The organism is Enterobacter chengduensis (genome assembly GCF_001984825.2).
GTDB classification, from domain to species: Bacteria; Pseudomonadota; Gammaproteobacteria; order Enterobacterales; family Enterobacteriaceae; genus Enterobacter; species Enterobacter chengduensis.
This window is the reverse complement of sequence record NZ_CP043318.1, coordinates 1,123,893-1,148,348: the sequence shown is the minus strand read 5'-3', so window position 1 is coordinate 1,148,348 and position 24,456 is coordinate 1,123,893. Positions and strand designations below refer to the sequence as shown.

General features: G+C 52.0%; 31 protein-coding genes and 2 pseudogenes. 25 read left to right on the top strand and 8 right to left on the bottom strand.

Annotated features, from left to right (window positions below; all coding sequences use genetic code 11):
- The first annotated feature begins 404 nt into the window (after nt 1–404).
- The 4 genes from dhaK (at nt 405) to FY206_RS05665 (ending at nt 5,271) form a co-directional block, all read left to right on the top strand.
- Complete coding sequence (dhaK, locus tag FY206_RS05680) at nt 405–1,475, top strand: dihydroxyacetone kinase subunit DhaK (RefSeq protein WP_020077889.1); 1,071 nt, start codon at nt 405–407, stop codon at nt 1,473–1,475.
- 10 nt (nt 1,476–1,485) lie between these two features.
- Complete coding sequence (gene dhaL / locus FY206_RS05675) at nt 1,486–2,118, top strand: dihydroxyacetone kinase subunit DhaL (RefSeq protein ID WP_023336798.1); 633 nt, start codon at nt 1,486–1,488, stop codon at nt 2,116–2,118.
- A 10-nt stretch (nt 2,119–2,128) separates the two neighbouring features.
- Nucleotides 2,129–3,547, top strand: coding sequence for a dihydroxyacetone kinase phosphoryl donor subunit DhaM (gene dhaM / locus FY206_RS05670; RefSeq protein ID WP_023336797.1), 1,419 nt, complete (start codon nt 2,129–2,131; stop codon nt 3,545–3,547).
- Between the two features lie 74 nt (nt 3,548–3,621).
- Nucleotides 3,622–5,271, top strand: coding sequence for a glycerone kinase (locus tag FY206_RS05665; protein ID WP_007372177.1), 1,650 nt, complete (start codon nt 3,622–3,624; stop codon nt 5,269–5,271).
- 103 nt (nt 5,272–5,374) lie between these two features.
- On the opposite strand, the gene FY206_RS05660 is transcribed toward FY206_RS05665, so the two are convergent.
- Nucleotides 5,375–6,145 (bottom strand): siderophore-interacting protein, encoded by a 771-nt coding sequence (locus FY206_RS05660; protein WP_007372176.1) that lies wholly within the window; start codon nt 6,143–6,145, stop codon nt 5,375–5,377.
- Nucleotides 6,146–6,384: 239 nt separating this feature from the next.
- On the opposite strand from FY206_RS05660, the pseudogene FY206_RS25535 reads away from it, so the two are divergent.
- The 15 genes and pseudogenes from FY206_RS25535 to ykfI all read left to right on the top strand — a co-directional run.
- Nucleotides 6,385–6,602: pseudogene (locus FY206_RS25535) on the top strand (PadR family transcriptional regulator); the annotation flags it as partial.
- 48 nt (nt 6,603–6,650) lie between these two features.
- Nucleotides 6,651–7,079, top strand: coding sequence for a hypothetical protein (locus tag FY206_RS25530; protein WP_032638336.1), 429 nt, complete (start codon nt 6,651–6,653; stop codon nt 7,077–7,079).
- A pseudogene (locus FY206_RS05650) lies at nt 7,037–7,618 on the top strand (IS3 family transposase); the annotation flags it as partial. The gene FY206_RS25530 and the pseudogene FY206_RS05650, both read left to right, overlap by 43 nt.
- Nucleotides 7,619–7,772: 154 nt before the next feature.
- Nucleotides 7,773–8,636, top strand: a complete 864-nt coding sequence (locus FY206_RS05645; protein ID WP_001065553.1) for a GTPase family protein — start codon at nt 7,773–7,775, stop codon at nt 8,634–8,636.
- Nucleotides 8,637–8,727: 91 nt separating this feature from the next.
- Nucleotides 8,728–9,549, top strand: coding sequence for a DUF932 domain-containing protein (locus tag FY206_RS05640; RefSeq protein WP_000197389.1), 822 nt, complete (start codon nt 8,728–8,730; stop codon nt 9,547–9,549).
- A gap of 216 nt (nt 9,550–9,765) precedes the next feature.
- Nucleotides 9,766–10,467: a DeoR family transcriptional regulator gene (locus FY206_RS05635; protein WP_006812588.1), complete on the top strand. Its 702-nt coding sequence runs from the start codon at nt 9,766–9,768 to the stop codon at nt 10,465–10,467.
- A gap of 40 nt (nt 10,468–10,507) precedes the next feature.
- On the top strand, nt 10,508–10,744 hold the full coding sequence (gene ypjK, locus FY206_RS05630) for a protein YpjK (protein ID WP_001144031.1): 237 nt from the start codon (nt 10,508–10,510) through the stop codon (nt 10,742–10,744).
- Nucleotides 10,744–11,187, top strand: coding sequence for a YfjS/YafY family lipoprotein (locus FY206_RS05625; RefSeq protein ID WP_000824223.1), 444 nt, complete (start codon nt 10,744–10,746; stop codon nt 11,185–11,187). The genes ypjK and FY206_RS05625 overlap by 1 nt, the downstream gene beginning before the upstream one ends.
- A 23-nt stretch (nt 11,188–11,210) precedes the next feature.
- On the top strand, nt 11,211–11,678 hold the full coding sequence (gene ykfB, locus FY206_RS05620; RefSeq protein WP_001581459.1) for a protein YkfB: 468 nt from the start codon (nt 11,211–11,213) through the stop codon (nt 11,676–11,678).
- Nucleotides 11,679–11,754: 76 nt separating this feature from the next.
- Nucleotides 11,755–11,994, top strand: coding sequence for a DUF905 domain-containing protein (locus FY206_RS05615; protein WP_000194654.1), 240 nt, complete (start codon nt 11,755–11,757; stop codon nt 11,992–11,994).
- A 97-nt stretch (nt 11,995–12,091) separates the two neighbouring features.
- On the top strand, nt 12,092–12,550 hold the full coding sequence (locus tag FY206_RS05610; RefSeq protein WP_000211838.1) for an antirestriction protein: 459 nt from the start codon (nt 12,092–12,094) through the stop codon (nt 12,548–12,550).
- Nucleotides 12,551–12,565: 15 nt separating this feature from the next.
- Nucleotides 12,566–13,042: a JAB domain-containing protein gene (locus FY206_RS05605; protein ID WP_023336794.1), complete on the top strand. Its 477-nt coding sequence runs from the start codon at nt 12,566–12,568 to the stop codon at nt 13,040–13,042.
- Nucleotides 13,043–13,050: 8 nt separating this feature from the next.
- Nucleotides 13,051–13,272 (top strand): DUF987 domain-containing protein, encoded by a 222-nt coding sequence (locus FY206_RS05600; protein ID WP_000691994.1) that lies wholly within the window; start codon nt 13,051–13,053, stop codon nt 13,270–13,272.
- A gap of 18 nt (nt 13,273–13,290) precedes the next feature.
- Nucleotides 13,291–13,608, top strand: coding sequence for a type IV toxin-antitoxin system antitoxin YafW (gene yafW / locus FY206_RS05595; protein WP_023336793.1), 318 nt, complete (start codon nt 13,291–13,293; stop codon nt 13,606–13,608).
- A gap of 20 nt (nt 13,609–13,628) precedes the next feature.
- Nucleotides 13,629–13,970 carry a type IV toxin-antitoxin system toxin YkfI gene (gene ykfI, locus FY206_RS05590; protein ID WP_000854680.1) on the top strand — a complete coding sequence of 114 codons (342 nt, stop codon included), beginning with the start codon at nt 13,629–13,631 and terminating at the stop codon, nt 13,968–13,970.
- Between the two features lie 578 nt (nt 13,971–14,548).
- On the opposite strand, the gene FY206_RS05580 is transcribed toward ykfI, so the two are convergent.
- From FY206_RS05580 to FY206_RS05545, 7 genes are all read right to left on the bottom strand, one after another.
- Entirely contained in the window at nt 14,549–14,917 is a 369-nt protein-coding gene (locus tag FY206_RS05580) for a TA system toxin CbtA family protein (RefSeq protein ID WP_023303149.1), read from the bottom strand.
- Nucleotides 14,918–14,937: 20 nt separating this feature from the next.
- Nucleotides 14,938–15,264 carry a type IV toxin-antitoxin system YeeU family antitoxin gene (locus tag FY206_RS05575; RefSeq protein WP_023303148.1) on the bottom strand — a complete coding sequence of 109 codons (327 nt, stop codon included), beginning with the start codon at nt 15,262–15,264 and terminating at the stop codon, nt 14,938–14,940.
- 12 nt (nt 15,265–15,276) lie between these two features.
- Complete coding sequence (radC, locus tag FY206_RS05570) at nt 15,277–15,747, bottom strand: RadC family protein (protein ID WP_023303147.1); 471 nt, start codon at nt 15,745–15,747, stop codon at nt 15,277–15,279.
- A gap of 65 nt (nt 15,748–15,812) precedes the next feature.
- A complete protein-coding gene (locus tag FY206_RS05565) occupies nt 15,813–16,634 on the bottom strand; it encodes a DUF932 domain-containing protein (RefSeq protein ID WP_023303146.1) in 822 nt (273 codons plus the stop codon).
- 689 nt (nt 16,635–17,323) lie between these two features.
- Nucleotides 17,324–18,163 carry a hypothetical protein gene (locus tag FY206_RS05555; protein ID WP_023303145.1) on the bottom strand — a complete coding sequence of 280 codons (840 nt, stop codon included), beginning with the start codon at nt 18,161–18,163 and terminating at the stop codon, nt 17,324–17,326.
- Nucleotides 18,164–18,221: 58 nt separating this feature from the next.
- Entirely contained in the window at nt 18,222–18,656 is a 435-nt protein-coding gene (locus FY206_RS05550; RefSeq protein WP_048212526.1) for a hypothetical protein, read from the bottom strand.
- A 308-nt stretch (nt 18,657–18,964) separates the two neighbouring features.
- A complete protein-coding gene (locus FY206_RS05545) occupies nt 18,965–20,230 on the bottom strand; it encodes a hypothetical protein (protein WP_077064281.1) in 1,266 nt (421 codons plus the stop codon).
- Between the two features lie 429 nt (nt 20,231–20,659).
- Between FY206_RS05545 and FY206_RS05540 the strand changes: the two genes are divergently transcribed.
- The 6 genes from FY206_RS05540 to FY206_RS05515 all read left to right on the top strand — a co-directional run bounded on the left by FY206_RS05540 (nt 20,660) and on the right by FY206_RS05515 (nt 24,396).
- A complete protein-coding gene (locus tag FY206_RS05540) occupies nt 20,660–20,896 on the top strand; it encodes a helix-turn-helix transcriptional regulator (RefSeq protein WP_023303142.1) in 237 nt (78 codons plus the stop codon).
- Nucleotides 20,897–21,253: 357 nt separating this feature from the next.
- Nucleotides 21,254–21,898 carry an inovirus Gp2 family protein gene (locus FY206_RS05535; RefSeq protein WP_023303141.1) on the top strand — a complete coding sequence of 215 codons (645 nt, stop codon included), beginning with the start codon at nt 21,254–21,256 and terminating at the stop codon, nt 21,896–21,898.
- A gap of 99 nt (nt 21,899–21,997) precedes the next feature.
- On the top strand, nt 21,998–22,393 hold the full coding sequence (locus FY206_RS05530) for a putative zinc ribbon protein (protein WP_080297790.1): 396 nt from the start codon (nt 21,998–22,000) through the stop codon (nt 22,391–22,393).
- Between the two features lie 140 nt (nt 22,394–22,533).
- Nucleotides 22,534–22,911 (top strand): hypothetical protein, encoded by a 378-nt coding sequence (locus FY206_RS05525; RefSeq protein WP_223259293.1) that lies wholly within the window; start codon nt 22,534–22,536, stop codon nt 22,909–22,911.
- 44 nt (nt 22,912–22,955) lie between these two features.
- On the top strand, nt 22,956–23,693 hold the full coding sequence (locus FY206_RS05520; RefSeq protein ID WP_023303139.1) for a HupE/UreJ family protein: 738 nt from the start codon (nt 22,956–22,958) through the stop codon (nt 23,691–23,693).
- Between the two features lie 13 nt (nt 23,694–23,706).
- Entirely contained in the window at nt 23,707–24,396 is a 690-nt protein-coding gene (locus FY206_RS05515; RefSeq protein ID WP_023303138.1) for a hypothetical protein, read from the top strand.
- The last annotated feature ends 60 nt before the right edge of the window (nt 24,397–24,456 follow it).

Sequence of the window (24,456 nt, the reverse complement as noted above, 5' to 3'; positions counted from 1 at the left end):
TTCTGTTCTGAAACAGATAAAAAAATAATGCGTTTCACATTGAAACAATGTGACTGAGAAAGCGATGGGATTGCGATCGCGATCGGATCATTTTGGCAAAAAAGCCGCTATCGTCTCCCCTCTTTAACGCAGAAAATTGCCTCAATGCGGCACAATGGCGAAAAAAATCATCCTTGCCCCATTTCTGATAGCAGAAAAAAACGGACAAATTATTAGCGCTGGCTCGCATTTCTCCTGTTTATCGGCAATTAATGTTCCATAAAGGAACAAAAATTCTTTTCTACGTTCCGTTATGGAATCAATTTTGACGGCATTTTATTTTGCGCCCGCTCAGCCAGAATCACTACATCGCCGGGCTACCCTTATAGACAGGCGACCTCCCCCTACCCTACGGAGCATAAACAATGAAAAAACTGATTAACCGTGTGGAAGATGTACTGAGTGAACAGCTTATCGGCCTGGCGAAGGCGCATCCTGAACTGACGCTGCACCAGGACCCGGTCTATGTCACCCGCGCTGATGCACCGGTCGCCGGCAAAGTGGCGCTGCTCTCCGGCGGCGGCAGCGGACACGAACCGATGCACTGCGGCTACATCGGCCAGGGCATGCTCTCCGGCGCCTGTCCGGGGGAAATTTTCACCTCGCCGACGCCGGACAAAATGTTCGAATGCGCGATGCAGATTGACGGCGGCGAAGGCGTCCTGCTGATTATCAAAAACTATACCGGCGACATCCTGAATTTTGAGACCGCCACCGAGCTGCTGCACGAAAGTGGCGTTAAGGTTACCACCGTCGTGGTGGATGACGACGTGGCGGTAAAAGACAGCCTCTATACCGCCGGACGCCGCGGCGTCGCCAATACCGTGCTGATTGAAAAACTGGTCGGCGCCGCCGCCGAACGCGGCGACTCGCTGGAAGCCTGCGCTGAACTGGGCCGCCGTTTAAATAACCTTGGTCACTCGATTGGCATCGCGCTGGGCGCCTGCACCGTACCGGCCGCCGGACAGCCCTCCTTTACCCTGAAAGATGATGAGATGGAGTTCGGCGTCGGCATCCATGGCGAGCCGGGTATCGACCGCCGCCGCTTCAGCTCGCTCGACCAAACCGTCGATGAGATGTTCGATACCCTGCTGGAAAACGGCGCATACAGCCGCACGCTGCGCCAGTGGGATAACGTCAAGGGAGCGTGGCAGGAAGTGAAACAGAGCAAAACCGCGCTGCAAAACGGCGATCGGGTTATCGCGCTGGTCAATAACCTCGGCGCCACCCCGCTTTCCGAACTGTACGGCGTTTACAACCGCCTTGCCCAGCGCTGCGAAGCGTCCGGCATTGTGATTGAACGCAACCTCATCGGCAGCTACTGCACCTCGCTGGATATGGCGGGTTTCTCCATCACCCTGCTGAAAGCGGATGATGACACGCTGGCGTTATGGGACGCCCCGGTCCATACCCCAGCGCTGAACTGGGGAAAATAAGGAGCACGACATGTCACTGAACAGAACGCAAATCGTCGACTGGCTGTACCGCTGTGGCGACATTTTCACCAAACAGAGCGATTTTCTCACCGGCCTTGATAAAGAGATCGGCGACGCCGACCACGGCCTCAATATGCATCGCGGCTTCAGCAAAGTGGTCGAAAAGCTGCCGTCGATCGCCGATAAAGACATCGGTTTTATTCTCAAGAATACCGGGATGGCGCTGCTTTCCAACGTCGGCGGCGCCAGCGGCCCGCTGTTCGGCACCTTCTTTATCCGCGCCGCCCAGGTCACCCAGGCGCATCAGAGCCTGACCCTCGACGAGCTTTATCAGATGATCCGCGAAGGCGCGGACGGCGTCGTCAACCGTGGTAAAGCGGAGCCGGGCGATAAGACGATGTGCGACGTCTGGCTGCCGGTGGTGGAATCCCTGCGTCATTCCAGCGAGCAACATCTGTCTATCCCTGCCGCGCTGGATGCCGCCTGCGAAGTGGCCGAGCGCGCCGCCCACGCCACCATCACCATGCAGGCGCGTAAAGGCCGCGCCAGCTATCTCGGCGAGCGCAGCATCGGGCATCAGGATCCCGGCGCGACCTCGGTGCTGTTTATGGTTCAGATGCTGGCTGCCGCCGCCAAAGAGTAAGGAAATCGCGATGGTAAACCTGGTTATTGTTTCTCATAGCGCCCGGCTGGGCGAAGGTGTCGGAGAACTGGCCCGGCAGATGTTAATGAACGATGGCTGTAAGCTGGCGATCGCCGCCGGGATCGACGATCCCGACAGCCCGATCGGCACCGATCCGATTAAAGTCATGGAGGCGATCGAATCCGTCGCCGATACCGACCATGTTCTGGTGATGATGGATATCGGCAGCGCCCTGCTCAGCGCCGAAACCGCCCTCGATCTGCTCGATCCGGCGATGGCGGCAAAGGTGCGGCTGTGCGCCGCGCCGCTGGTCGAAGGGACGCTGGCGGCCACCGTCAGCGCCGCCTCCGGCGCCGGGATCGACAAAGTTATCGCCGATGCCATGAACGCCCTGGAAGCCAAGCGGGTTCAGCTGGGTTTACCTTCGCACACGCCTGACGCCGCCGCCCCAACGCTTGCTGACGACGGCGATGCTAAATCGGTTTCAGTCATTATTAACAATCACAACGGCCTGCACGTGCGTCCGGCATCAAAGCTGGTCGCCGCGCTGGCGGGTTTTAACGCCGACCTGGTGCTGGAGAAAAACGGCAAATGCGTCACCCCGGACAGTCTGAATCAAATCGCTCTGCTACAGGTGCGCCGCCACGATAAGCTGCGCCTGCTGGCCCGCGGTCCGGACGCCGATGCGGCGCTGGCGGCGTTTCAGGCGCTGGCCGCCGATAACTTCGGCGAGTCGCCGGAGGCGCAGCCGACAGCGGAACCCGCCATACCTGCGCGTGTTGAAGGCGCCGCGATGCTTTATCCGCAGGCGCCGATCCAACCGGCGCTCCCCGCCGCCGCCGACATCGCCCGCGAGCAGCAGCGCCTGCGCCAGGCGATCGACCAGACGCTGGCCGATCTCAATGCGCTCACCGAGCTGGCGGAACACAAATTTAACGCCGATATCGCGGCGATCTTCGCCGGTCATCACACCTTGCTCGACGATGAAGATCTGTTTGATGCCGCCAACGATCGCCTGCTCACCGAACAGTGCTCGGCGGAATGGGCGTGGCATCAAGTGCTGATGGAGCTCAGCCAGCAGTATCGTCAGCTGGATGACGCCTATCTGCAGGCCCGTTATATCGATGTCGACGATATTCTGCAGCGCACGCTGCGCCATCTGCAGGGTATTAAGGAGACGCTGCCATTCGCCAGTGAGCCGACGATTATTATCGCCGACAATATTTATCCCTCGACTGTACTCCAACTGGATGCCAGCAAGGTCACCGGCCTGTGCCTGCGCGACGGCAGCGAACAGGCCCACGGCGCGATTATCGCCCGCGCGGCGGGGATCGCCTGGCTATGCCAGCAGGGCGAAGCGCTGAATGATATTCAGCCTGGCGAAGCCATCACGCTCGATATGCGTCTGCAACGTCTTATTCGTCGCTAAATCCACTTTGACCGTTACCACTCCGGGGGCCCGCCTCCGGAGGGTGAGTTTTCGCTTACTGATCAGGAACCACTATGTCTCAATTCTTTTTTAACCAGCGCGCCAGCCTCGTTAACGACGTGATCGAGGGAACCATTATTGCCAGCCCGTGGAACAACCTCGCCCGCCTGGAGAGCGACCCGGCGATCCGTGTAGTGGTACGCCGCGATCTGAATAAAAACAACGTGGCGGTGATTTCCGGCGGCGGTTCAGGACACGAACCGGCGCACGTCGGCTTTATTGGTAAAGGCATGCTGACCGCCGCGGTCTGCGGCGATCTGTTCGCCTCGCCGAGCGTCGATGCGGTACTCACCGCGATTCAGGCGGTGACCGGCGAGGCGGGCTGTCTGCTGATCGTTAAAAACTACACCGGCGATCGGCTTAACTTCGGCCTCGCGGCGGAGAAAGCGCGCCGTCTTGGCTATAACGTAGAGATGCTGATCGTCGGCGACGATATTTCGCTGCCGGATAACAAACAGCCGCGCGGTATCGCCGGGACTATTCTTGTGCATAAGGTGGCGGGCTATTTCGCCGAGCGCGGCTTCAACCTCGCCACCGTCCTGCGTGAAGCGCAATACGCCGCCAACCATACCGCCAGCATCGGGGTGGCGCTGGCCAGCTGTCACCTGCCGCAGGAAGCGGAAAGCGCGCCGCGCCATCAGCCCGGCCACGCCGAGCTGGGGATGGGCATCCACGGCGAACCGGGAGCCTCGACGATCGCGACCCATAACAGCGCGGAAATCATGCAGATTATGGTAGAGAAGCTGACCGCCGCCCTACCTGAAACCGGCCGCCTGGCGGTGATGCTCAATAATCTCGGCGGCGTGTCGGTGGCCGAGATGGCGATTCTGACCCGCGAGCTGGCCAACACCCCACTCCATGCGCGCGTTGACTGGTTGATTGGCCCGGCTTCGCTGGTAACGGCGCTGGATATGAAAGGCTTCTCGCTGACCACTATCGTGCTGGAAGAGAGCATTGAAAAGGCGCTGCTGTCGGATGTCGAAACCGCCAGTTGGCAGAAGCCGGTGCAGCCGCGGGCTGTTAATATCATGCCGTCCGCGCTCGCCAGCGCACGCGTCGCCTTTACGCCATCGGCCAACCCGCAGGTGGGCGATTACGTGGCGCAGGTGACCAGCACCCTCTCCGGCCTCGAAACCCATCTCAACGCGCTTGACGCCAAAGTGGGCGACGGCGATACCGGCTCCACTTTCGCCGCTGGCGCGCGTGAGATTGCCGCTCTATTGCAACGCCAGCAACTGCCGCTCAATGATTTACCCACGCTGTTCGCGCTAATTGGCGAACGCCTGACGGTGGTGATGGGCGGCTCCAGCGGCGTATTGATGTCGATTTTCTTCACCGCCGCCGGGCAGAAGCTGGAGCAAGGCGCCAGCATGGCGGAAGCGCTGAACGCCGGTCTGGGGCAGATGAAATTTTACGGCGGCGCCGATGAGGGCGACCGGACGATGATTGACGCTCTACAGCCGGCGCTGGCGGCGCTGCTGGCCGAACCGGATAATCTGCAGGCCGCTTTCGCCGCGGCGCAGGCCGGCGCGGATCGCACCTGCCAGTCGAGCAAAGCCGGCGCCGGACGCGCCTCCTATCTCAATAGCGAGAGCCTGCTCGGCAATATGGACCCCGGCGCCCACGCGGTGGCGATGGTGTTTAAGGCGCTGGCGGAACGCTAAGCCTCACCCGGTGGCGCTGCGCTTACCGGGGCGACATAACACCATTGAAAGGTAGCCCGGAGAAGGCGCAACGCGCCGCCATCCGGGTTTACCACACTGCCGATTATTTGCTATGCCAGTACGCCTGCGAACGCACCAGTTGCTGATCGATACTCGGCTCCTCAAAGCGCGCCAGCAGCGATTTCACCACGCCGCCTTCTCCGGTCAGCCAGATAAAATAATCTTCTGACGGCACCTTGACCTGAGCCAGCCGCTCGGCGACGAACGCCGGGTTGTGGCCTACCACCCATTCGATATTAAAGCCGTCGAGATCCGCCAGATAATCTTTATACGAAGCATCCGCGACGGTGACGATGGCCGTCACCTGCGGCGTCACCGGCAGCTGACGTAATCCCAGCAGGCGACGGCGCAGCGCCGGCATGCCCGACTCGTCACAGACATAAAGCTGCCAGGCGTAATCTTCCGGCACCACCAGCGAGCCGCGCGGCCCGCCGATCACCAGCTTATCGCCGATGTTGGCTTCCAGCGCCCAGCGGCTGGCAATACCGCCATCGTGGATATAAAAATCGTAAGCCAGCTCGTGGCGTTCGGCATCGTACAGCGGCGTGTAGTCGCGGGTCGCCGGGCGCACGCCCTCGCCCCAGTTAATGCCTTCGTCGGTCACTTCCGGCGGCGTAAATACGCTGCCCGCCTGCGGGAAAAACAGTTTGGTGTGGTCGTCAAAACCTTGTGAAACAAAGCCATCCAGCGCCTCGCCCCCCAGCACGATCCGCTGGAACGCCTGGCCGATACGCTCAACGCGCAGCACGGTTAATTCGCGAAAACGTAGTTCGTTACGCACGCGCTGTGGGTAGCGTGAGGTGTTTTTTGTCATTTTTTCGCCTTCGTGAAGATAATACGATATATCTAAATTTATTTTTAAATGATAATGATTGCTAATCAAAAAGATTGCAAGCACTTTTTTGATATAGTCAGCTTGAGATTAAACAGCTATCAGCAATCCATAAAAACCATTAATAATCATCAAATTAAACAAAAATTATTTTATAGACTTGCAAGTCGATAAACTTTAGATATAAATTAGATATATCTAAATAACATCAGGAGACGATGATGCAAAACCATCATGAAGGTTGCTGTAAACATACAGAGCACCAACACGAAGGCTGCTGCAAGGGTGAAGGACATCACCACGAAAGCCGCCACAGTGAGCACCATGCAGGCTGCTGCAAAAGTGAAGAGCATCGCCACGCAGGCTGTCACCAGGAACATCACCACGAACAGGGTGCGGACGCCGCCACGGTCGCGGCGGAGGTGGTGGTCGTCGCCAGTGCATCTCCGTCACTAACAACGAAGTCGCTGCCGACGAACAGAAAAAATTGCGCGAACAGGGCTTAAGGCCTGGAGATCCTGATTGGGAAAAGTGGGGGATCTGTGATTATATCACCAAACCACGTGTACAAGCTGCTATCACAGGCAAAACGCCGAATGAACAACCGATTAAGGGCAATTATAGGTTTACAGACGAGTTCCCAATGTCTGACGGTTTTGAGGAAAATGCCGAGTTTTTCACTCTGACCTACGAAGCTGAGAAGTCGGTTAGCCACAACTTGGCCTTTGTTCGCATTGCGCCGTTGCTATGGCTACGCGCGGGTGCGCGCGGCGAACGTATTGAAAAAATACCTACTAAAGGATGGGAAGTGACCGATGCGTACGGTCTACTGCTAGATGTAGACCAAGCAACCCCATTCATTGAAGCCATTGATACCGTAGCCCACGGGCACGTAAGGGTGAAACCAGCATCGTGACGCCCAACAGGCTCCAGCGGCAGTTCAACCCGGAAGCACCGGATGAGCGTTGGGTAACGGACATCACCTACATCCGGACTCACGAAGGCTGGCTGTATCTGACTGTTGTTGTTGACCTGTTCTCGCGCAAAGTTATTGGCTGGTCAATGCAGCCCCGGATGACAAAGGATATTGTCCTGAATGCACTTCTGATGGCCGTGTGGCGACGTAATCCTCAAAAGCAGGTGCTGGTTCATTCTGATCAAGGCAGTCAGTACACAAGCTATGAGTGGCAGTCGTTCCTGAAATCACACGGGCTGGAGGGCAGTATGAGCCGTCGCGGTAATTGCCATGATAATGCGGTTGCAGAAAGCTTTTTCCAGTTGTTGAAACGCGAACGGATAAAGAAAAAGATCTACGGAACGCGGGAAGAAGCCCGCAGCGATATTTTTGATTACATCGAAATGTTTTATAACAGTAAGCGTCGGCATGGTTCCAGCGATCAGATGTCACCGACAGAATATGAAAACCAGTATTATCAACGGCTCGGAAGTGTCTAAATTATCCGTGGCGATTCAGCCAGCAGTCGCGCAGCTGCCTCAAGCGCAGAGGATTGAAAAAATCTTCAGATATATATCATCACTCTGAACATACGCAATTAACGGCGGAATCTCACGATTCTACCGTTTTTTATTATTTTTCAGAGGAGTAGTGATGAATAATTCTGAAGGTTTGAAGTCGTTTCAGCAATCGCTTGCTGATCTGCCGCAATGGGTATCAGAGCGGCTTCTGCAGCAAATTAACCAGTTAACTAACTACGAGCCAGTGATCGGCATTATGGGTAAAACCGGTGTTGGGAAGAGCAGTCTGTGCAATGCCCTGTTTGCCGGAGATATATCACCGGTCAGCGATGTGGCGGCCTGTACACGTGAGCCACTGCGCTTTCGCCTGCAAGTCGGCGACCGCTATATAACGCTGATGGATCTGCCCGGCGTGGGCGAAAGTGGCGCTCGCGATACCGAGTATGCTGCGCTGTACCGCGAACAGCTTCCTCGCCTCGACCTGGTACTGTGGCTGATTAAGGCCGATGACCGGGCGCTGACGGTGGATGAACATTTTTATCATCAGGTGATTGGAGAGGTATACCGGCATAAGGTGCTGTTTGTTATCAGCCAGTCGGATAAGGCCGAACCTACCAGCGGTGGGGGACAGTTGTCCACGGCGCAGAAGCAGAATATCAGCCGCAAAATCTGCCTGCTGCATGAGCTGTTCCAGCCCGTCCATCCGGTGTGTGCTGTGTCGGTCCGTCTACAATGGGGGCTTAAGGTGATGGCCGAGCGGATGATTAAGTGCCTGCCACGTGAGGCCACCAGCCCGGTGGTGTCGCAACTCCATCCTTCCTTTCGCACGACGGTAGTCCGGGAACAGGCTCGTAGCGATTTTGGTGAAACCGTCGGGGCCGTACTCGATAGCATCAGTGCCTTTCCCCTGATACCCGCCCCGGTGCGGGCCGTCATTCAGGCCGTGCGCACCACGGTGGTGTCAGTGGCCCGCGCCGTCTGGGATTTCTTCTTCTGAGTATTTAACCCATCCCTGTTACTTCCCTGCCCCTGTCGCCGATGCGACGGGGATCCCTTTTATTTGTTTTCCCGTTATGAGGAGTCTGCTTATGACCCGTCTGGCTTCGCGCTTTGGCGCAGCAAACCTTATCCGTCGCGACCGTCCGTTAACCCGTGAAGAGCTGTTTCGCGTAGTGCCCAGTGTATTCAGTGAGGACAAACACGAGTCCCGTAGTGAGCGTTATACCTATATACCCACCATCTCCCTGCTCGACAGCCTACAGCGAGAAGGCTTCCAGCCATTCTTTGCCTGTCAGACCCGAGTGCGTGACCCGGGTCGTCGTGAACATACAAAGCATATGCTGCGTCTGCGGCGGGAAGGGCAGATCACCGGTAAACAGGTGCCGGAAATTATTCTACTCAACTCTCACGATGGAACCAGTTCGTATCAGATGTTGCCGGGACTATTTCGTGCGGTTTGTCAGAACGGGCTCGTCTGCGGTGAGTCGTTTGGCGAGGTGCGGGTGCCACACAAGGGGGACGTGGTGAGTCAGGTGATTGAAGGCGCGTATGAGGTGCTGGGGATTTTTGACCGGGTGGAGGAGAAACGGGATGCCATGCAGTCGTTGCTGTTGCCACCCCCGGCACAGCAGGCACTGGCAAAAGCCGCCCTCACATACCGCTTTGGTGAAGACCACCAGCCGGTGACTGAATCGCAGATCCTCTCCCCTCGCCGCTGGCAGGATGAGAGCAATGACCTGTGGACCACGTACCAGCGTATTCAGGAGAACCTGATTAAGGGCGGGCTCAGTGGCCGTAATGCCAAAGGAGGACGGTCACATACCCGTGCCGTTCGCGGTATCGACGGGGACGTGAAACTTAACCGGGCACTGTGGGTGATGGCGGAAGCCCTGCTCACGCAACTGCAGTGACCGTTTAATGTTGCTGCTTTGTTAATATCGGACACCACCTGTCCGCATCGCACCGTGCTGACGGTCCTCACTCACCGAGGGAAGGCCTGTAACCCCCGCTGCCTCTGGCTTTTGCAGAAATGAAAAATAGTTTCTGTGGTGTCCATACCCTGTCCGACCCCCTCTTTAAAGTAATCACATCATTTTCAGTCAGTTAACTTTCACGGAGAACGTCTCATGACACAGGCAGAACGCCGCCATGACCGGCTGGCTGTCAGGCTGTCACTGATAATCAGCCGTCTGGTGGCAGGGGAAACGCTGAGTGTGCGTAAGCTTGCCGCTGAGTTTGGTGTGTCGGTGCGCACGCTGCGGCGTGATTTTCGTGAGCGGCTGATGTATCTGGACCTGGAGTATCAGTCCGGATATTGCCGCTTACGCACTGCGGGCAGTGAGACGCAGATGGTGCCCGACGTGCTTATCTTTGCCCACCGCAGCGGGATGGCCGGTCTTTTCCCTGGCTTTGACCGTCGTCTGGTAAACGCACTGCTGATGTGCGATGAGTCTCCCTGCGTAATCGCACCCGCCAGTCCGGCTCCTTCGCCATCAGGCGCATTGTCTTTCTGGCGACTGATTCAGGCCATTACCGGGCGCAGGCGGGTGACTCTGATTGCCGAGGGGCAGCGCTGTGAGCGGCTGGCTCCCTGCCGGTTACTTATCCACCAGCAGGCCTGGTATCTGGTGGCAGAGCACGACGGACATATCGCCGTATTCTCCCTGGATGAAATCCATCTGGTTCAGCCCCTGCAGGAGACTTTCCGGCGTAACGACAGTCTGTGTCGTCTTGTTGAAGACCCGGGCTTTATTCAGTCCTTACCCCATTTTCGCTTTATCCAGCAGTCACTGCTTACGTTTGTTCCGGCCAACAGCTCACCAGAATAGCGCAAGCGTTGTTATCAACCCGGCAACAGGGAGGAGCCCTATGCCCGTTATTGCCATTATCGCCATTGTTGTCATCGTCATCATTCTGAACAAAACCGGGGTGTCCGACAGTCTCGCGGCCCTGACCCTTGCCACTGTTGCCGCACTGCTGACGGGAGGTGGCGCAGCCGGTGCTGCCAGTGTCGCGCTAACACCGTTCGTCGGCGTGCCGGTGGGTATTTTCGTGGGCATTTATGTCTTTGCCAAAGTGGTTCGTCTGATTTCAGGAAAAAAATAATGAAACGTAAAACACTGCCTCTGCTGGCGCTGGTTGCCACCACTCTGTTTCTCATCGCATGCGATGACAGAAGTGATGACCTGAAGGCCATCAGTAAATTTAAGGACCTCACCCCACCGCGTTTCAGTGATGTGGTCAGCCACCAGGATGATGTCAGCGAAGAATGGTCACAGGTTGACTACTTATCCGGTCCCACCTTGCAGGTTTTACGTACCCGCCAGTCGCCCGATGGCTGCGAGGATGGCAGTTACTACTACCTCGTGGATATGCAGGAAAAAACCGTCCAGCCACTGATGAATGCGCTGTGTATTGCCGATAACATCAAACTGGAATACCAGGAGGTGACGGACCCGTATACCAAAGAAAAATACTTTGAGTACGCCCATGACGGCAAACTGATGGGGCAGCTACTGATACCCTCGAACCCTGACAATCAGGAATAAAAACAACGATAAAGGAAACAGAAATGACAATACGTTCACTAAGTCGGTTTGTGCTGGTGGGTGTACTGCTCGCGAGCTTTAATGCCTCTGCTATCCCGGGGTTCTGGCAGCAGGGTTACGGTCAGGGCAATACGGAATACAGTGTGACCGAAGCCAGCGGGAAGACGTTTACCATCAACTGCACAGGTAACCCGGACCAGAATGGTTTTTATCAGCATTCAGTCTTTCTTACCCTTGCCGATGACAAGATGGTCAGTTCGCACGATGACGACACTACTATCACCGTAGTGATGGATCACCAGCAGTACATTATTCCGTCCAGCCTGGGCTGGCGTAACGGCGATAACGCCTGGTTTGACTTCATCAGCAATATCTCTGAGGCCGGGCAGTTCGACGTCTACGTCAATGACCACAAAGCAGGGACCTTCACTGCGGACCGGAAGAACGCTGAGAAAGTTCTGTCCACTCTCGGAGACTGCAGCAACGACTGATAGTAGTATCTTCCCCAGCAAATCCACCCCGACAGCTAGCAGGCTGCCGGGGTTTTCTTTTATCAGGAGCCCGAAAATGACCCAATCCGTGTTGCTGCCACCGGGGCCTTTCACCCGGAGACAAGCGCAAGCGGTCACTACCACGTACAGCAATATCACACTCGAAGACGACCAGGGCAGTCACTTCCGTCTGGTGGTTCGTGATACTGAAGGCCGGATGGTCTGGCGGGCATGGAACTTTGAGCCGGATGCCGGTGAAGGTCTTAACCGCTATATCCGCACCTCAGGCATCCGTACAGACACGGCCACCCGCTGATCGCGAAGCATTTACCCGCATTCACCTCCCCGAACACACTTTATATCCCCATACGCCAGCCATCGCCGCTGGCGTTTTTATTGACGGAGACATACCCATGACAACACAGACGCAGCACGACCTCGCACCCGCTAACCAACCCGAATTTGAACTGACCGTCACGCCGGTCCCCGATGAACAGCGTATCGATTTCTGGCCACAGTACTTTGGCGCTATCCCGCAGTGGCTACTCCTGGAGCCGCATATCTTCGCCTGGATGGACCGCTTCTGTGAGGGCTACAGCGGTGGTATCTGGTCGTTCTACACCCTCAGCAATGGCGGCGCATTTATGTCCCCCGAGCCTGACAACGATGAGACATGGCGTCTGTTTAACTGCCTGAACGGTAACGATGCCCAAATGAGTGCAGAAGCAGCAGGTATTGCTGTCTGCCTGATTGCGTATAGCCACCATGCCTGCCGTACAGAATGTGACGCGATGACCGCACACTATTACCGCCTGCGGGAGTATGCCATGCAACATCCAGAGGCTCACGCCATTCTGCGTATTATCGACTGACCGAAGGAGCAACAGATGAAACAGCTTTCCTTTTTACCCGGCGAGATGACGCCACAGGACCGGCGTCTCATTCAGCGGGCGCTCAGGGCTCTGGACCGCCACCTGCATGAGCCCGGCGTAGCCTTCACCTCTACCCACGCCGTACGTGAATGGCTGCGACTGCATATGGCCGCGCTTGAGCGGGAAGAGTTCCGGGTGTTGTATCTGGACAACCAGAATCAGTTGATTGCCCATGAAACGCTCTTCACCGGCACGATTAACCGCACCGAGGTGCATCCCCGGGAGGTGGTCAAACGTGCTCTGCACTTCAACGCGGCGGCGGTGATACTCGCGCATAACCATCCTTCCGGCGAGACGACACCTAGCCAGGCCGACAAAACCCTCACGCAGCGACTGTTTCAGGTGCTTCAGCTGGTGGATATCCGTGTCCCTGACCATCTGATTGTCGGTGGCAGGCAAATCTATTCGTTCGCAGAACACGGTCTGCTTTGAGGTATTACATGAAAATTATCAGTAAACGCAGGGCAATGACGATATACCGCCAGCATCCTGAGTCCCGAATCTTTCGCTACTGCACCGGCAAATACCAGTGGCACGGTAGCGTCTGTCATTACACCGGCAGGGACGTTCCGGATATCGCCGGAGTCCTCGCGGTATACGCCGAACGCCGCCAGGACCGCAATGGGCCCTATACCTGCCTGATGAGCATCACCCTGAACTGACAATAGTGGAGAACTGTAATGAGCAACCCTACCAGGGGCCTGCAGCGGGAGATTACACTGCGCCTGGGAGCCCGTCTGGTGCAGGAAGGCAACCGACTGCATTATCTGGCTGACCGGGCCAGCATCACCGGCAAGTTCAGTGACATCGAATGCCGGAAGCTGGATGAAACATTCCCGCACTTTATCCGCCAGATGGAATCGATGCTGACCACCGGTGAACTCAGCCCCCACCATGCCCACTGCGTTACCCTGTACCACAACGATTTTACCTGCGAAGCCGACACCCTTGGCAGTTGCGGCTACGTATACATCGCCATTTACCCCACTCAGCGTTAATTACCTACACGAGAGCAAACATGAAAACTTTACCTGCAACAACTCAGCGGGCGGTGAAGCCCTGCCTGTCACCCGTGGCTGTCTGGCAAATGTTACTGACACGTCTGCTGGAACAGCACTATGGTCTGACAATAAACGACACGCCATTCTGCAACGAGGCTGTGATTAAGGAACACATCGATGCCGGTATCACCCTAGCCGATGCCGTGAATTTTCTGGTAGAAAAATACGAGCTGGTTCGTATCGACAGGAAGGGATTTAGCTGGCAGGAACAATCTCCTTATCTCCGGGCTGCAGACATTCTGCGAGCGCGGCAGGCAACTGGCTTGTTGCGGCAAAGCCGTAACAACGTAGTACGATGAACATTGCGTACAACCTTCCCGATTTACATTTCTGAACTTCCTCCCTTGTTTACCTATTGCGTAATGCGCCTGCTACTACCCGGCAGGCGCGTTATCTTTTTACGGACAAACAATCATGCAACCAGAAGTTGAAGTATTAACCGATCATAATGAGCTAATTTGTTCGAGCTTTATTGAACACATTGCCAACACATTAAATTTAGGAGTGGTGTACAACTAAACCTGCAGCCAAGGATGTATAGTGAGCGAAGCCCTATCAGGCCTTTTTGGTCAGTAGATAAGATTGATCTTCGTTGATAGAATTTACTTACACCAGCTGTTACATTAAGATAATTTTTTGGTGGGAGAATGATAAGATCTTACGTAACAATTTGATTTTAATGGTGCGATAATAGGAACATAACACAACCCATCCAACCATTGATAAATATACATATTTTCTTGTTTCATCTTTATAAATGCCCCCTTTTGTGCCCCCACCTTGTTTTTCATGCGACTCGATGAGGTTTTCATTGAGTCGCCAATCTCACCAGTTTCTTCACAAACCGTGCAAATCTTCTCGGCTCTTGAAGACCCCCTCACTGCCGCGAATGACTAAGAACAATATTACTTACTTCCCGATAAGAGCAACTTTTCATTAATCCACATGCTCTTCTGGCATGAAGGATATCTGTCACGGTCAAATATGGTACTTGTCCCTGTGAGCTAAATCCTCTGCGATCAATGCGAACCAGTTCGTACTTATCTACCAGGAAGTTGACTGCATCGGCCAGGATAATCCCAGCATCAATATGTTCCTTAATTACAGTTTCATCACTGAACGGCGTGTCGTTCAGTGTCAGACCATAGTGCTGTTCAAGCAGACGAGTAAGTAACATTTGCCAGACTGCAACGGGCGACAGGCAGGGCTTCGCCGCCCGCGAAATTGTAGCAGGTAGATTTTTCATGTTTGCTCTCGTGAAATTTGTTAGCGTTGAGTGGGATAAATGGCGATGTATACGTAGCCGCAACTACCAAGGGTATCGGCTTCGCAGGTGAAACCGTTGTGGTACAGAGTGACACAGTGGGCATGGCGAGAATTCATTTCACCAGTGGTCAGCATCGATTCCATCTGACGGATAAAATGCGGAAATACGATATCCAACTTCAGGCATTCGGCGTCACTGAACTTACCGGTGATACTAGCCCGGTCAGCCAGATAGTGCAGCCGGTTGCCTTCCTGAACTAATCTGACTCCAAGCCGTGGAACAATATCGCTTTTTATCCCCCATTCATGGGCTGGTATTAATGACATGAAAACCTTCCTTTAAAGCAAACTAAGTTCAGCAAAAGACACCACCTCGTTTCCGATTACAAGATGATCCAGCACGCGCACTTCCACCAGTGCCAGCGCTTTCATAATCCTCTGAGTAATATGTTTATCCTGCTGGCTGATTTCTGTCGTACCAGACGGGTGGTTGTGAGCCAGAATGACCGCAGCAGCGTTATGTCTCAGGGCTGATTTAACCACTTCGCGGGGATGCACTTCGGTATGGCTGAGCGTGCCGGTAAACAGTGTTTCTCGTCCCAGCAGGCAGTGTTGATTATCGAGATACATCACGATGAAGACTTCCCTCTCCAGGTGCGCCATCTGCAGTTGCAGCCAGGTTTTTGTGAGGCTGGTGGAGGTAAATGACTCACTCGGTTGACGCAGGTATTTCTCAACCAGTCGTAATGCCCTTCGCATTACGCGCTGCTCGTTTACCGGAAACACCGGCGATAAATTGGATACAGACATAATGGTTCCTTAAAACAAAAGGCCCCGCTGGTTTTTTAGCGGGGCCTGAAGAATGATAAAAAGTTTCATGACGCGAGATGCAACATATTCTCGGCCATCACCCACAGAGCACGATTGAGCTTCACATCTCCGTCGATACCGTTTACCGAACGGGTATGAGCACGCTTACCGCTGATCGTGCGCCCCGAAAGACCACCTTTAATCAGGTTTTCCTGAATACGCTGGTAAGTGGTCCACAGGTCGTTGCTCTCGTCCTGCCAGCGACGTGGCGAAAGTATCTGCGATTCCGTCACCGGTTGATGCTCTTCACCAAAGCGATAGGTTAATGCTGCTTTCGCCATTGCCTGCTGTGCGGGTGGCGGCAACAAAAGCGACTGCATGGCATCGCGTTTCTCTTCTACGCGGTCAAATATCCCCAGTACTTCGTAGGCTCCTTCAATGACTTTCTCGACTACGTTGCCTTTGTGCGGCACCCGCACCTCACCGAAACTCTCCCCGCATACCAGCCCGTTCTGGCATACGGCACGAAATAACCCCGGCAGCATCTGGTAAGAGCTGGAACCATCATGGCTGTTCAACAGGATAATTTCTGGCACCTGTTTGCCGGTAATTTGTCCTTCCCGGCGCAGACGAAGCATGTGTTTCGTGTGCTCTCGTTTACTTTCATCCCGGACGCGGGTCTGGCAGGCAAAGAACGGACGAAACCCTTCACGTTGAAGGTTATTCAGCAAAGTAATAGTGGGAATGTAGGTGTAGCGTTCGCTCCGGGATTCATGCTTTTCTTCGCTGAAGACGCTTGGCACATAATGGGCCAGTTCGTCGCGGGTTAATGGGCGGTCACGACGTACAAGGTTGACTGCACCAAAGCGGCTGGCTAAACGTGTCATAGTTAATTCCTTTAAAAATGGGCATAAAAAAGCCACTCCACTGGAGTGGCTTCGGATGGAAGATAAATTATTCAGGGAGAAGCTGGTGGCTGGTCTTGCTGTGGCGACAGTTCACTGTCAGGTAATGTCGGCGGAGTTAGCTTGTCGATCTGGTAATGTTGTAATCGCTGCAGAATAAAGGGTTTACTGTACTGGAAGTATCGAAGACACCATTCGTACTTCACGACTCGCCTTATGATCAGAGGCAAGCGTTCATACGCTTTGCTGCACACCGATAAAACAAAGGCATCATCATTAATTCTGTCCTCTGCTATTGCAGCCAGCCCTTTGATAAAGGAGCGCTTCAGCTTTTGTCGAGAATTAGCTTTCAGGTGAACGTCGGAAGGCGATAGTACGTGTGATCCAGGAGCTTGCACACAAACCGTGTTGCCAGATAGGGGCTTTTTCAGGCAAGAGTGGCGAGTTTTTTTATGAGCCTTATCAGGCTAAGGGTCATCAGGCTGGCTCCCAATGTTTGGCATACGACCGACTTACTCCTTAGCAGAGTGAGTCCTGCAACGCTAAAAACAACGGGCCAGGTCAGATCCAGTGATTGTGTATCTATATCGTCAGGGAATTTCGGGTATTTCATAGGACTGTCCATAATACGTCCGGTATCGCGGGTAGCGTATACCGGACCGGGTAAATAATTAGGGGAGATCGACGGAAGCTATTTCCTCAGAAGCGTTTGTGGGACCACTGTAAACGCCGACGTATTCATTTAGAGGGAAGATAATTACTGCATTATTCTTCGGATCAAAAGTGCAACCATTTAATCCTGCAATTGCAGCAGTTTTCCCTGAGTTTTTATTTTTCACAATCAGTTTATTGTCTGCACAGTTGCTGGCTTTAACAAAACTCACTACATAACCGTCCTGCTCAGCGACGGTTTCAGTCGTCGTTAGTTTTGGCTCAGGGCTACGTCCTGTCTGCCCACTTACGCGCTCGCGGCTGTAAGGAACATATTGAACAGCGTCGTTACGCATGGTTGGCGGGTCGTTGTTCATGCTCAGGTAAACAGGGCAGTCAGCAGCGCCCACTGCACAGCTCTTACTGAAAATAGTACGAGACGGCCAGCCTTTAGTGCCAATGTAGGCTGCACCAGTTTCATCCAGGCAGTAAGTTTCCTCCCATGCATAGTCTTTATTTTGGCCCGGCATGGTGCGGGTGGTAATAAGGCAGGTCAGAGCTTTCACTGGCTTACCGTCGTAGCGGATAAAGTTTTGCTCCAGCGGTGCACCCGGGTACAGCAGGGGCGATATGTTTGCAGCCGCAGCCTTATTTTGCGCATCAACCGAAGCACTGGCCTTTCCGCTATGTTTTACGTTCACGGCCTCGTTGTTCATGTCCCGCAGCATTTCGCCGCCTTTTTCTGTCAGAAAGAAGGTATAGCGCTCAGGATGAATGTTCCCCTGAATAGTGATAGCAGAGCTGAATGCCGGGAGCGAAAGGGTGCAGACTAAAACCAGGCGTGAAATGAATGTCGCCATAAAAGATATCCTTACTGATGATTAACAATGTGGGAGCATGAGTTACTGGAAGGGGTGATTAATGGCTGATGCAGTCTTCCCAGTTGAGGTCCGACAGAGCGTCCCTGAGCCCTGCGGTTTTGAACGGGTGAGATACGGGTTTATTCATCCGGGTGATTTCAATTTGCCCATGGTTGCCTGTGTTTTTGAGCGCTATAAAAGCCGTCTCATCTAGCGGGTAATGAACAGCGTTGATATTGATTCCCATGGATTCTTGTCCATTATCTGGTATATCCATTGGCTCCTTATCAGACCCGCTGTAGCTCACTATCAAATTGCTGTCCCGGCAGGTGATCGTCATACGTTCTCCGGCGCTATTGTCGGCGTTAAGTTCAAACTCCATCGCATTGACAGTGCCAAACCAGTTGCCCCATTGCTGCTCCTGGCCCATGGCGTGCACAACACAGCTAAACAATGTTGCACCGAAAAGAAGTACAGATGTGATCTTCAACATAGAAATTCCTTACTATTGTTTTACAAACGAAAAATGGCCTTTTGTAGTACAAAGGGCCATTCGATCGTATGCATTTTGTCCGGGGCGGGATAATCGTTATTACTGATCAGTTACCAGGAATTGATCGTTATTATCTATGCAAATAACGATCAATAATTCACTATCGATAGGTAGTGACTATCATTATTTGAAGTATCGATCGGTGTTGCAGATCAATGCGGTGAGACACTCCAGAATCTGTCCGGAATGATCTCACCGTGGTAATACAGGTCTGAAAAAAAATGGGATGCGTCAGAACGCGGGGATGCTCAGTCTTCGTCCTTGTCACCTTCCATCATCGCTTTTTGCAACCTCGTCCAGATTTTTTTTGAGGTTGAGCCCGGATTTTTATCTGGCATCGGTGCTGAGTGTTCATCACTGCGAGGTAATTTCCCCATACGTTTCAGAGCTTCCCCAATGGAAATATGCGTAACCTGGCCATCGCTGGAATTATCAGTAGGAGAGGCGTGCAGTACCGTTGCATTATGAGTTTGACAGTCCTTTTCTTCCTTTTCCGTTATTTCATTGACCGGAGCATATTGGCTATAGGACTGTATTTCCGGTATGAAGGACATGTTACTGATAGTAGCAAGCTCGGTAAGTGTTGTGACTGTAAATGGTTCAGAAACGGGATTGGGCGCGGATGTTTTATTCTTTATCCGGGCACGCAAAGATGCTTTTCTTTCTCTGGTATCAGAAGTTGCTCTGTACTGATGTACCTGCCATGCCTTTTTAAAACGTTGCATAAATAGTTCATCTTTTAAAAACAAATAAATGAACAAAAAATAAAACTTAACAGCCATGTATTTTTCAAAGGAGCCTGACGGCCTCAGCATGGACAGCATACTGCTGTTAGTAAAAGGTGCCGGATTGGTTTCTCCTGTATAATGCCCCTCACGGTCTTTTCTCCGGGTATTCATTCGACTTCTATCTTTCTGAATGTATTTCCATGCCCAGTCGCATTTTTTCTTGCTTTTTGGTGAAAGAGGGAAATTTATACTCGAAGGATAAATTTCCTCCCACTTGTTACGAATCTGGCGCATCAGATCGAGCCTGGCTTTAAGGGTCGCAGGTGCACGGTCAAAAAAATCCTCTATAACTGATAGACGCTCTTTATTATCGACAGGGTAAGCATCCAGTTCCAGTTTATTGTAAAGGGAATCATGTATATTGGGATAGCGTTGGTTCCTTATTCTACCAACTATAAAAACGTCCAACTCAAGCAATTTGAATGAATCGTGTATCTGGCTTTTGATAAACAGCCATGTGAAGTAGCAAGCATCAGGTGATTTTTTTACCCAAGAAAATTCAGATGTGGGTATCTGGAGTGATTTAAACTCATTAAAATCTATTGTGTAGATCCTCTTAACCTCATTATATTTTATCAGTCGCACAGCCTGATTAATTGCCTCTTCAGCGATTTCAATATTACTGCCAAATATGTCATCTGCATTGTAAATGTTTTTAGTTGATGCCAGTTTATTGGTCAGTATGGCCAGATCCTGATCAGATAGATACCACAAGAATAATCTCATGGCCCTCCTGTTATTTATTATTGCACTGTGCAGTGAATTTTCCACAAGTTACGTCCTGTAATACGTTTCGATTAAATTTCAATCATCATAAGGTCAGGTATAAAAATAGTCAAAAAAGAAGAGTGAAAACTAGTTATTTTCATAGCTATAAACGTAGTTTTTTATGTAGTAAAAAATGTAGTACATGACTGGCCTGTAAGTCTCGTAACGTCAGGGCTTTTACCATATTTATGGATGTGATTTCAGCATGGATTTCTGCTTCCAGTTTATCAAAGTGTGACGACAGGGTGACTTCTGAGCATCTGCAGTAAAAGGTTGCAGCTTTTCAAATGCTGCCCAGATCACTGGGAATGTAAAATCGTACATACGCGACCAATGACATGAAAGGATGCCGACCGGTGTCCTCCTGATAAATTACGGAAACATGTCATGAGCACTATTAATATTCACGAAGATAAATTCGTTAGCATGCAGTTCATTACTGAACTGACAGGGTTATCTGATAAATGGTTTTATAAGCTGGTGCATGAAGGTAAGTTTCCAAAGCCGGTGAAGTTTGGTCGCAGCTCCCGCTGGATTGAAAGTGAAGTAAAAGAGTGGATCGAGGAGAGGATTAAATTATCGCGTTCTGGTTCTATTGTAATCTTTAATGAGGAAAACAAGTAAGCCCTTTCCTTATGAAAAACCAGCTAACTTCGGAGTGAATTCTAAATATAGAATGTGAATATCTCCTGGAATTCAGCGGTCGTTTAATACACCAGTTGTGTTGGTATGGTAATATATACTCATCAGTACATACCTGCTATACATGCGTAATATAAACATCAACACCAAGTATCACACTAAAATAAGCAACAATAATTACCACATAAACTTCATTAATATCACATCAGTGATATATGTCCGATACGTTTATCAGTTAAACATGGCATCTACACTCTAACAATCTGAAGTGATATCACTCCCATCCTTTAAAACATTATGGCATCAGCAATGATGCTCTTCATTCTGAGAAAAGAAACAATGAATAATATCTATACACTCAATATGAACCATGCACCATTCAACACTCATTACTTACATCGATTGTCGAATGTCATTCATAACGCTGTGCGTGAACATCCAAGAACAACAGCCATTCGTGTTGACCTTCATGTACCCAATTATAAAGATACCGGTGATAGCATTTCTTGCATCATCGATATGAATAAAGGACTCATGTCCCGTTTTATTGAAGCACTTGATGCCCGTATACAGATATTCCTGAAGAACAAAAGTAAAAATGGCATGAGAGTCTATCCGTGCCATTTACGCTACGCCTGGGTTAAAGAAATTGATAAAGATAAAAGTGATAAACCACACTGGCATGTGGTGTTATTCCTCAATAAGGATGCCTTTCTCGGTCTCGGTGATTATACGGGGAATGATTATAACGTGGCCTCTATGATTCAGGCTGCATGGTTGAGCGCTTTAAAGCTACCTTTAGCTACTGAATATTTAACGCTGATTCACTTCCCTGATAATCCCTGTTATCACCTGAATATCAATAATCCTCCAGCCTACTCTGAGTCATATAACGGTTTAATGTACCGCCTTAGCTATCTGGCAAAGGAACGTACGAAAGTATACAGCAATGAGGAACGGTCATTTGGCTGTAGCCAGTCTTGATCGAACAGGGGCTGGTCAGGGTGTTACCGCCAGCCACATCTCTCAACCAAACACAAAGCCAGCTAACCATGCTGGCTTTTTTATTTTTCTCCGGAGTTCATGATGAATTACTTCGTTTTAGCCACTCATGCCGTCACCGCAAAGGGCGAATGGGTTACACCAGAATCTGTTCAACAGGTTGATTTTGATTCAATGTATTGTATTTACTGCAAACTGCAGATCGGCGTTCAAGTTGATCCACTGACATCTACAAAAACGTTTGTGCACCTACCGGGACATATCAACAATGTTGCTCGGCTCAAAACATGTCGATTTAACAAGCTACAAACAGCACCAGAGCAAACCTCGCTAAAAATCATCCCAACTTCGGAAAAGCCCATTCGACCTACCAACACGAAGATAAGGCAATGGCGATGCTGCTGGTGCCATGTTTGTTGGCATGGAGAGAAGATATGTCCTCAATGTGCTGACTGGATCTATGCAACTGATGTGTAAGAGCTGTATCGATTGCTTGACGCCAAAAAGCGGAAGTTATGCCAAGTAATTATTAAAACAACATCCGGCTCCAAAAGACCTATTGAAATGCGGTCAGCAAAACAGATACATTACGCACGTTGTTACCTTGTATCACCAGGATGTCGTTGACTGTGTTTTTTAGCCGTGAAGTCATTTCCAGAATCGTGCTTATCATCATGGCTGTTGCCGTGCTGAGCAGTTCGCTTATGGCAAAACCACAGGCTATGTATAACGTTCAGGATACAACGTCTGTCAGTGAGCATCAGCACGACAGCGATGAGCCGCTGAATGAACACGATCCGCTACTGTTCCACTCGCACGGTAATGTGCATCACCTCAATGCCGATCATTCCCACGATCTGAACAAGCTCTTCACTCTGACTGCCTTGCAGGCCTGGAACGCAGGTATGCGCGCGACGTTTGCACTGAGTTCAGAACAAATTCTGCGAATGCCACAGGCCACCCCCGAACGCCCTCCGAGATCCCTGTCTGCGTAATAACTGCTGTTAATTCGTTATTATTCAAACTGTAAGGATTTTGTATGAACACCTGCCTTAATTTACAAGGCCGGTTGAGCGGTGGCCTGTTTTCGACTCAGGCGCGTTCGGCTTGTCTGTTTTTCTTATTGTTATTGCTTTTCTACAGCCAGGGTGCGGCCGCACATGGCGTAGCCGAAGGCGACAAAGGGTACATTCAGGAAATCACCGGGATTAACATCATCCCGTTTATCTACCTTGGCGCGAAGCACATGGTCACCGGCTACGATCATCTGCTATTTCTGTTCGGCGTGATTTTCTTTCTCTACAAAATGCGTGATATCGGGCTGTACGTCAGCCTGTTTGCTATCGGGCACTCCACGACGCTGCTTATTGGTACGTTCTTTGATATCAGCGTCAGCGCCTATCTCATTGATGCCATTATCGGACTGTCCGTGGTCTACAAAGCCCTTGATAACCTTGGCGCATTCCAGCGCTGGTTTGGCTTTCAGCCTAATACGAAGATGGCTACGCTTATCTTTGGTTTCTTCCATGGCTTTGGCCTGGCGACCAAAATCAAGGAGTTCGAAATTTCCCCCGATGGCCTTTTCGTCAACCTGATTGCCTTCAATGTCGGGGTCGAGATAGGTCAGCTTCTGGCGCTGAGCGCCATCCTTATCATCATGAGTTACTGGCGGCAGACGGCGAGCTTTTTCCGCCATGCCTACACCGCCAACGTAGTGATGATGAGCGCCGGTTTCCTGTTAATGAGTTACCAGATTTGTGGCTACATTTTAGCCTGAGGGAGAAAAGAGAATGTATAACACCGATTTACCGACCCGCGCAGAGCTGCCGTCTGCGATGAAGCTGATGCAGTCCACTATTCTGGCGGCTATCGTCGCTTTGACGCTGCTGATAACCATCGTGATGCCTTCAGAATACGGTATCGATCCAACGGGCGTTGGCCGTCTGCTGGGCCTTAAACAGATGGGCGAAATCAAAACGCAGCTGGCGGAGGAAGCCGCCACGGACAAACAGGCGAGTACGAGCCAGTGGGGACAGTCAACCACTCCGGTGAATGAACGTCCGGTGCCGGATAACCCGCCGACAATCACGCAAAACAACTATCCGGAGCTGAGCGTTCCGGCGACAACTCGTGCGCCAGAAGCCCCAACTGCCGGTTCTCAGCGCAATCAGCTGTTAATTACTCTGAAACCGAATGAGGCGGCTGAAGTTAAGATGGAAATGCGTAAGGATGCCCGGGTGACTTACCAGTGGACAAGCTCTGGACCTGTCAACGTGGATGCACACGGCGATCCGGTTAACGCACCGAAAGGGTTTTACCACGGCTATGGTAAGGACCGGCAGATAACCTCAAGGGATGGTGTGTTGCAGGCCGCCTTTGACGGTAAGCACGGCTGGTTCTGGCGAAATCGTGGTTCACAAACGATTACTATCCAGCTTGATACCAATGGCGAATACCAGAGCATTAAGCGCGTAATCTGATTAATCAGGCCCGCATTATGCGGGCCTTTTTACACACTTCGGCAATACAAGACTTTACAC

Bases quoted from the DNA above. Each gene is read 5' to 3' on its own strand.
- dhaK (WP_020077889.1), top strand. From the start codon at position 405: ATGAAAAAACTGATTAACCGTGTGGAAGATGTACTGAGTGAACAGCTT.
- dhaL (WP_023336798.1), top strand. From the start codon at position 1,486: ATGTCACTGAACAGAACGCAAATCGTCGACTGGCTGTACCGCTGTGGC.
- dhaM (WP_023336797.1), top strand. From the start codon at position 2,129: ATGGTAAACCTGGTTATTGTTTCTCATAGCGCCCGGCTGGGCGAAGGT.
- FY206_RS05665 (WP_007372177.1), top strand. From the start codon at position 3,622: ATGTCTCAATTCTTTTTTAACCAGCGCGCCAGCCTCGTTAACGACGTG.
- FY206_RS05660 (WP_007372176.1), bottom strand. From the start codon at position 6,145: ATGACAAAAAACACCTCACGCTACCCACAGCGCGTGCGTAACGAACTA.
- FY206_RS05645 (WP_001065553.1), top strand. From the start codon at position 7,773: ATGAATAATTCTGAAGGTTTGAAGTCGTTTCAGCAATCGCTTGCTGAT.
- FY206_RS05640 (WP_000197389.1), top strand. From the start codon at position 8,728: ATGACCCGTCTGGCTTCGCGCTTTGGCGCAGCAAACCTTATCCGTCGC.
- FY206_RS05635 (WP_006812588.1), top strand. From the start codon at position 9,766: ATGACACAGGCAGAACGCCGCCATGACCGGCTGGCTGTCAGGCTGTCA.
- ypjK (WP_001144031.1), top strand. From the start codon at position 10,508: ATGCCCGTTATTGCCATTATCGCCATTGTTGTCATCGTCATCATTCTG.
- FY206_RS05625 (WP_000824223.1), top strand. From the start codon at position 10,744: ATGAAACGTAAAACACTGCCTCTGCTGGCGCTGGTTGCCACCACTCTG.
- ykfB (WP_001581459.1), top strand. From the start codon at position 11,211: ATGACAATACGTTCACTAAGTCGGTTTGTGCTGGTGGGTGTACTGCTC.
- FY206_RS05615 (WP_000194654.1), top strand. From the start codon at position 11,755: ATGACCCAATCCGTGTTGCTGCCACCGGGGCCTTTCACCCGGAGACAA.
- FY206_RS05610 (WP_000211838.1), top strand. From the start codon at position 12,092: ATGACAACACAGACGCAGCACGACCTCGCACCCGCTAACCAACCCGAA.
- FY206_RS05605 (WP_023336794.1), top strand. From the start codon at position 12,566: ATGAAACAGCTTTCCTTTTTACCCGGCGAGATGACGCCACAGGACCGG.
- FY206_RS05600 (WP_000691994.1), top strand. From the start codon at position 13,051: ATGAAAATTATCAGTAAACGCAGGGCAATGACGATATACCGCCAGCAT.
- yafW (WP_023336793.1), top strand. From the start codon at position 13,291: ATGAGCAACCCTACCAGGGGCCTGCAGCGGGAGATTACACTGCGCCTG.
- ykfI (WP_000854680.1), top strand. From the start codon at position 13,629: ATGAAAACTTTACCTGCAACAACTCAGCGGGCGGTGAAGCCCTGCCTG.
- FY206_RS05580 (WP_023303149.1), bottom strand. From the start codon at position 14,917: ATGAAAAATCTACCTGCTACAATTTCGCGGGCGGCGAAGCCCTGCCTG.
- FY206_RS05575 (WP_023303148.1), bottom strand. From the start codon at position 15,264: ATGTCATTAATACCAGCCCATGAATGGGGGATAAAAAGCGATATTGTT.
- radC (WP_023303147.1), bottom strand. From the start codon at position 15,747: ATGTCTGTATCCAATTTATCGCCGGTGTTTCCGGTAAACGAGCAGCGC.
- FY206_RS05565 (WP_023303146.1), bottom strand. From the start codon at position 16,634: ATGACACGTTTAGCCAGCCGCTTTGGTGCAGTCAACCTTGTACGTCGT.
- FY206_RS05555 (WP_023303145.1), bottom strand. From the start codon at position 18,163: ATGGCGACATTCATTTCACGCCTGGTTTTAGTCTGCACCCTTTCGCTC.
- FY206_RS05550 (WP_048212526.1), bottom strand. From the start codon at position 18,656: ATGTTGAAGATCACATCTGTACTTCTTTTCGGTGCAACATTGTTTAGC.
- FY206_RS05545 (WP_077064281.1), bottom strand. From the start codon at position 20,230: ATGAGATTATTCTTGTGGTATCTATCTGATCAGGATCTGGCCATACTG.
- FY206_RS05540 (WP_023303142.1), top strand. From the start codon at position 20,660: ATGAGCACTATTAATATTCACGAAGATAAATTCGTTAGCATGCAGTTC.
- FY206_RS05535 (WP_023303141.1), top strand. From the start codon at position 21,254: ATGAATAATATCTATACACTCAATATGAACCATGCACCATTCAACACT.
- FY206_RS05530 (WP_080297790.1), top strand. From the start codon at position 21,998: ATGATGAATTACTTCGTTTTAGCCACTCATGCCGTCACCGCAAAGGGC.
- FY206_RS05525 (WP_223259293.1), top strand. From the start codon at position 22,534: ATGTCGTTGACTGTGTTTTTTAGCCGTGAAGTCATTTCCAGAATCGTG.
- FY206_RS05520 (WP_023303139.1), top strand. From the start codon at position 22,956: ATGAACACCTGCCTTAATTTACAAGGCCGGTTGAGCGGTGGCCTGTTT.
- FY206_RS05515 (WP_023303138.1), top strand. From the start codon at position 23,707: ATGTATAACACCGATTTACCGACCCGCGCAGAGCTGCCGTCTGCGATG.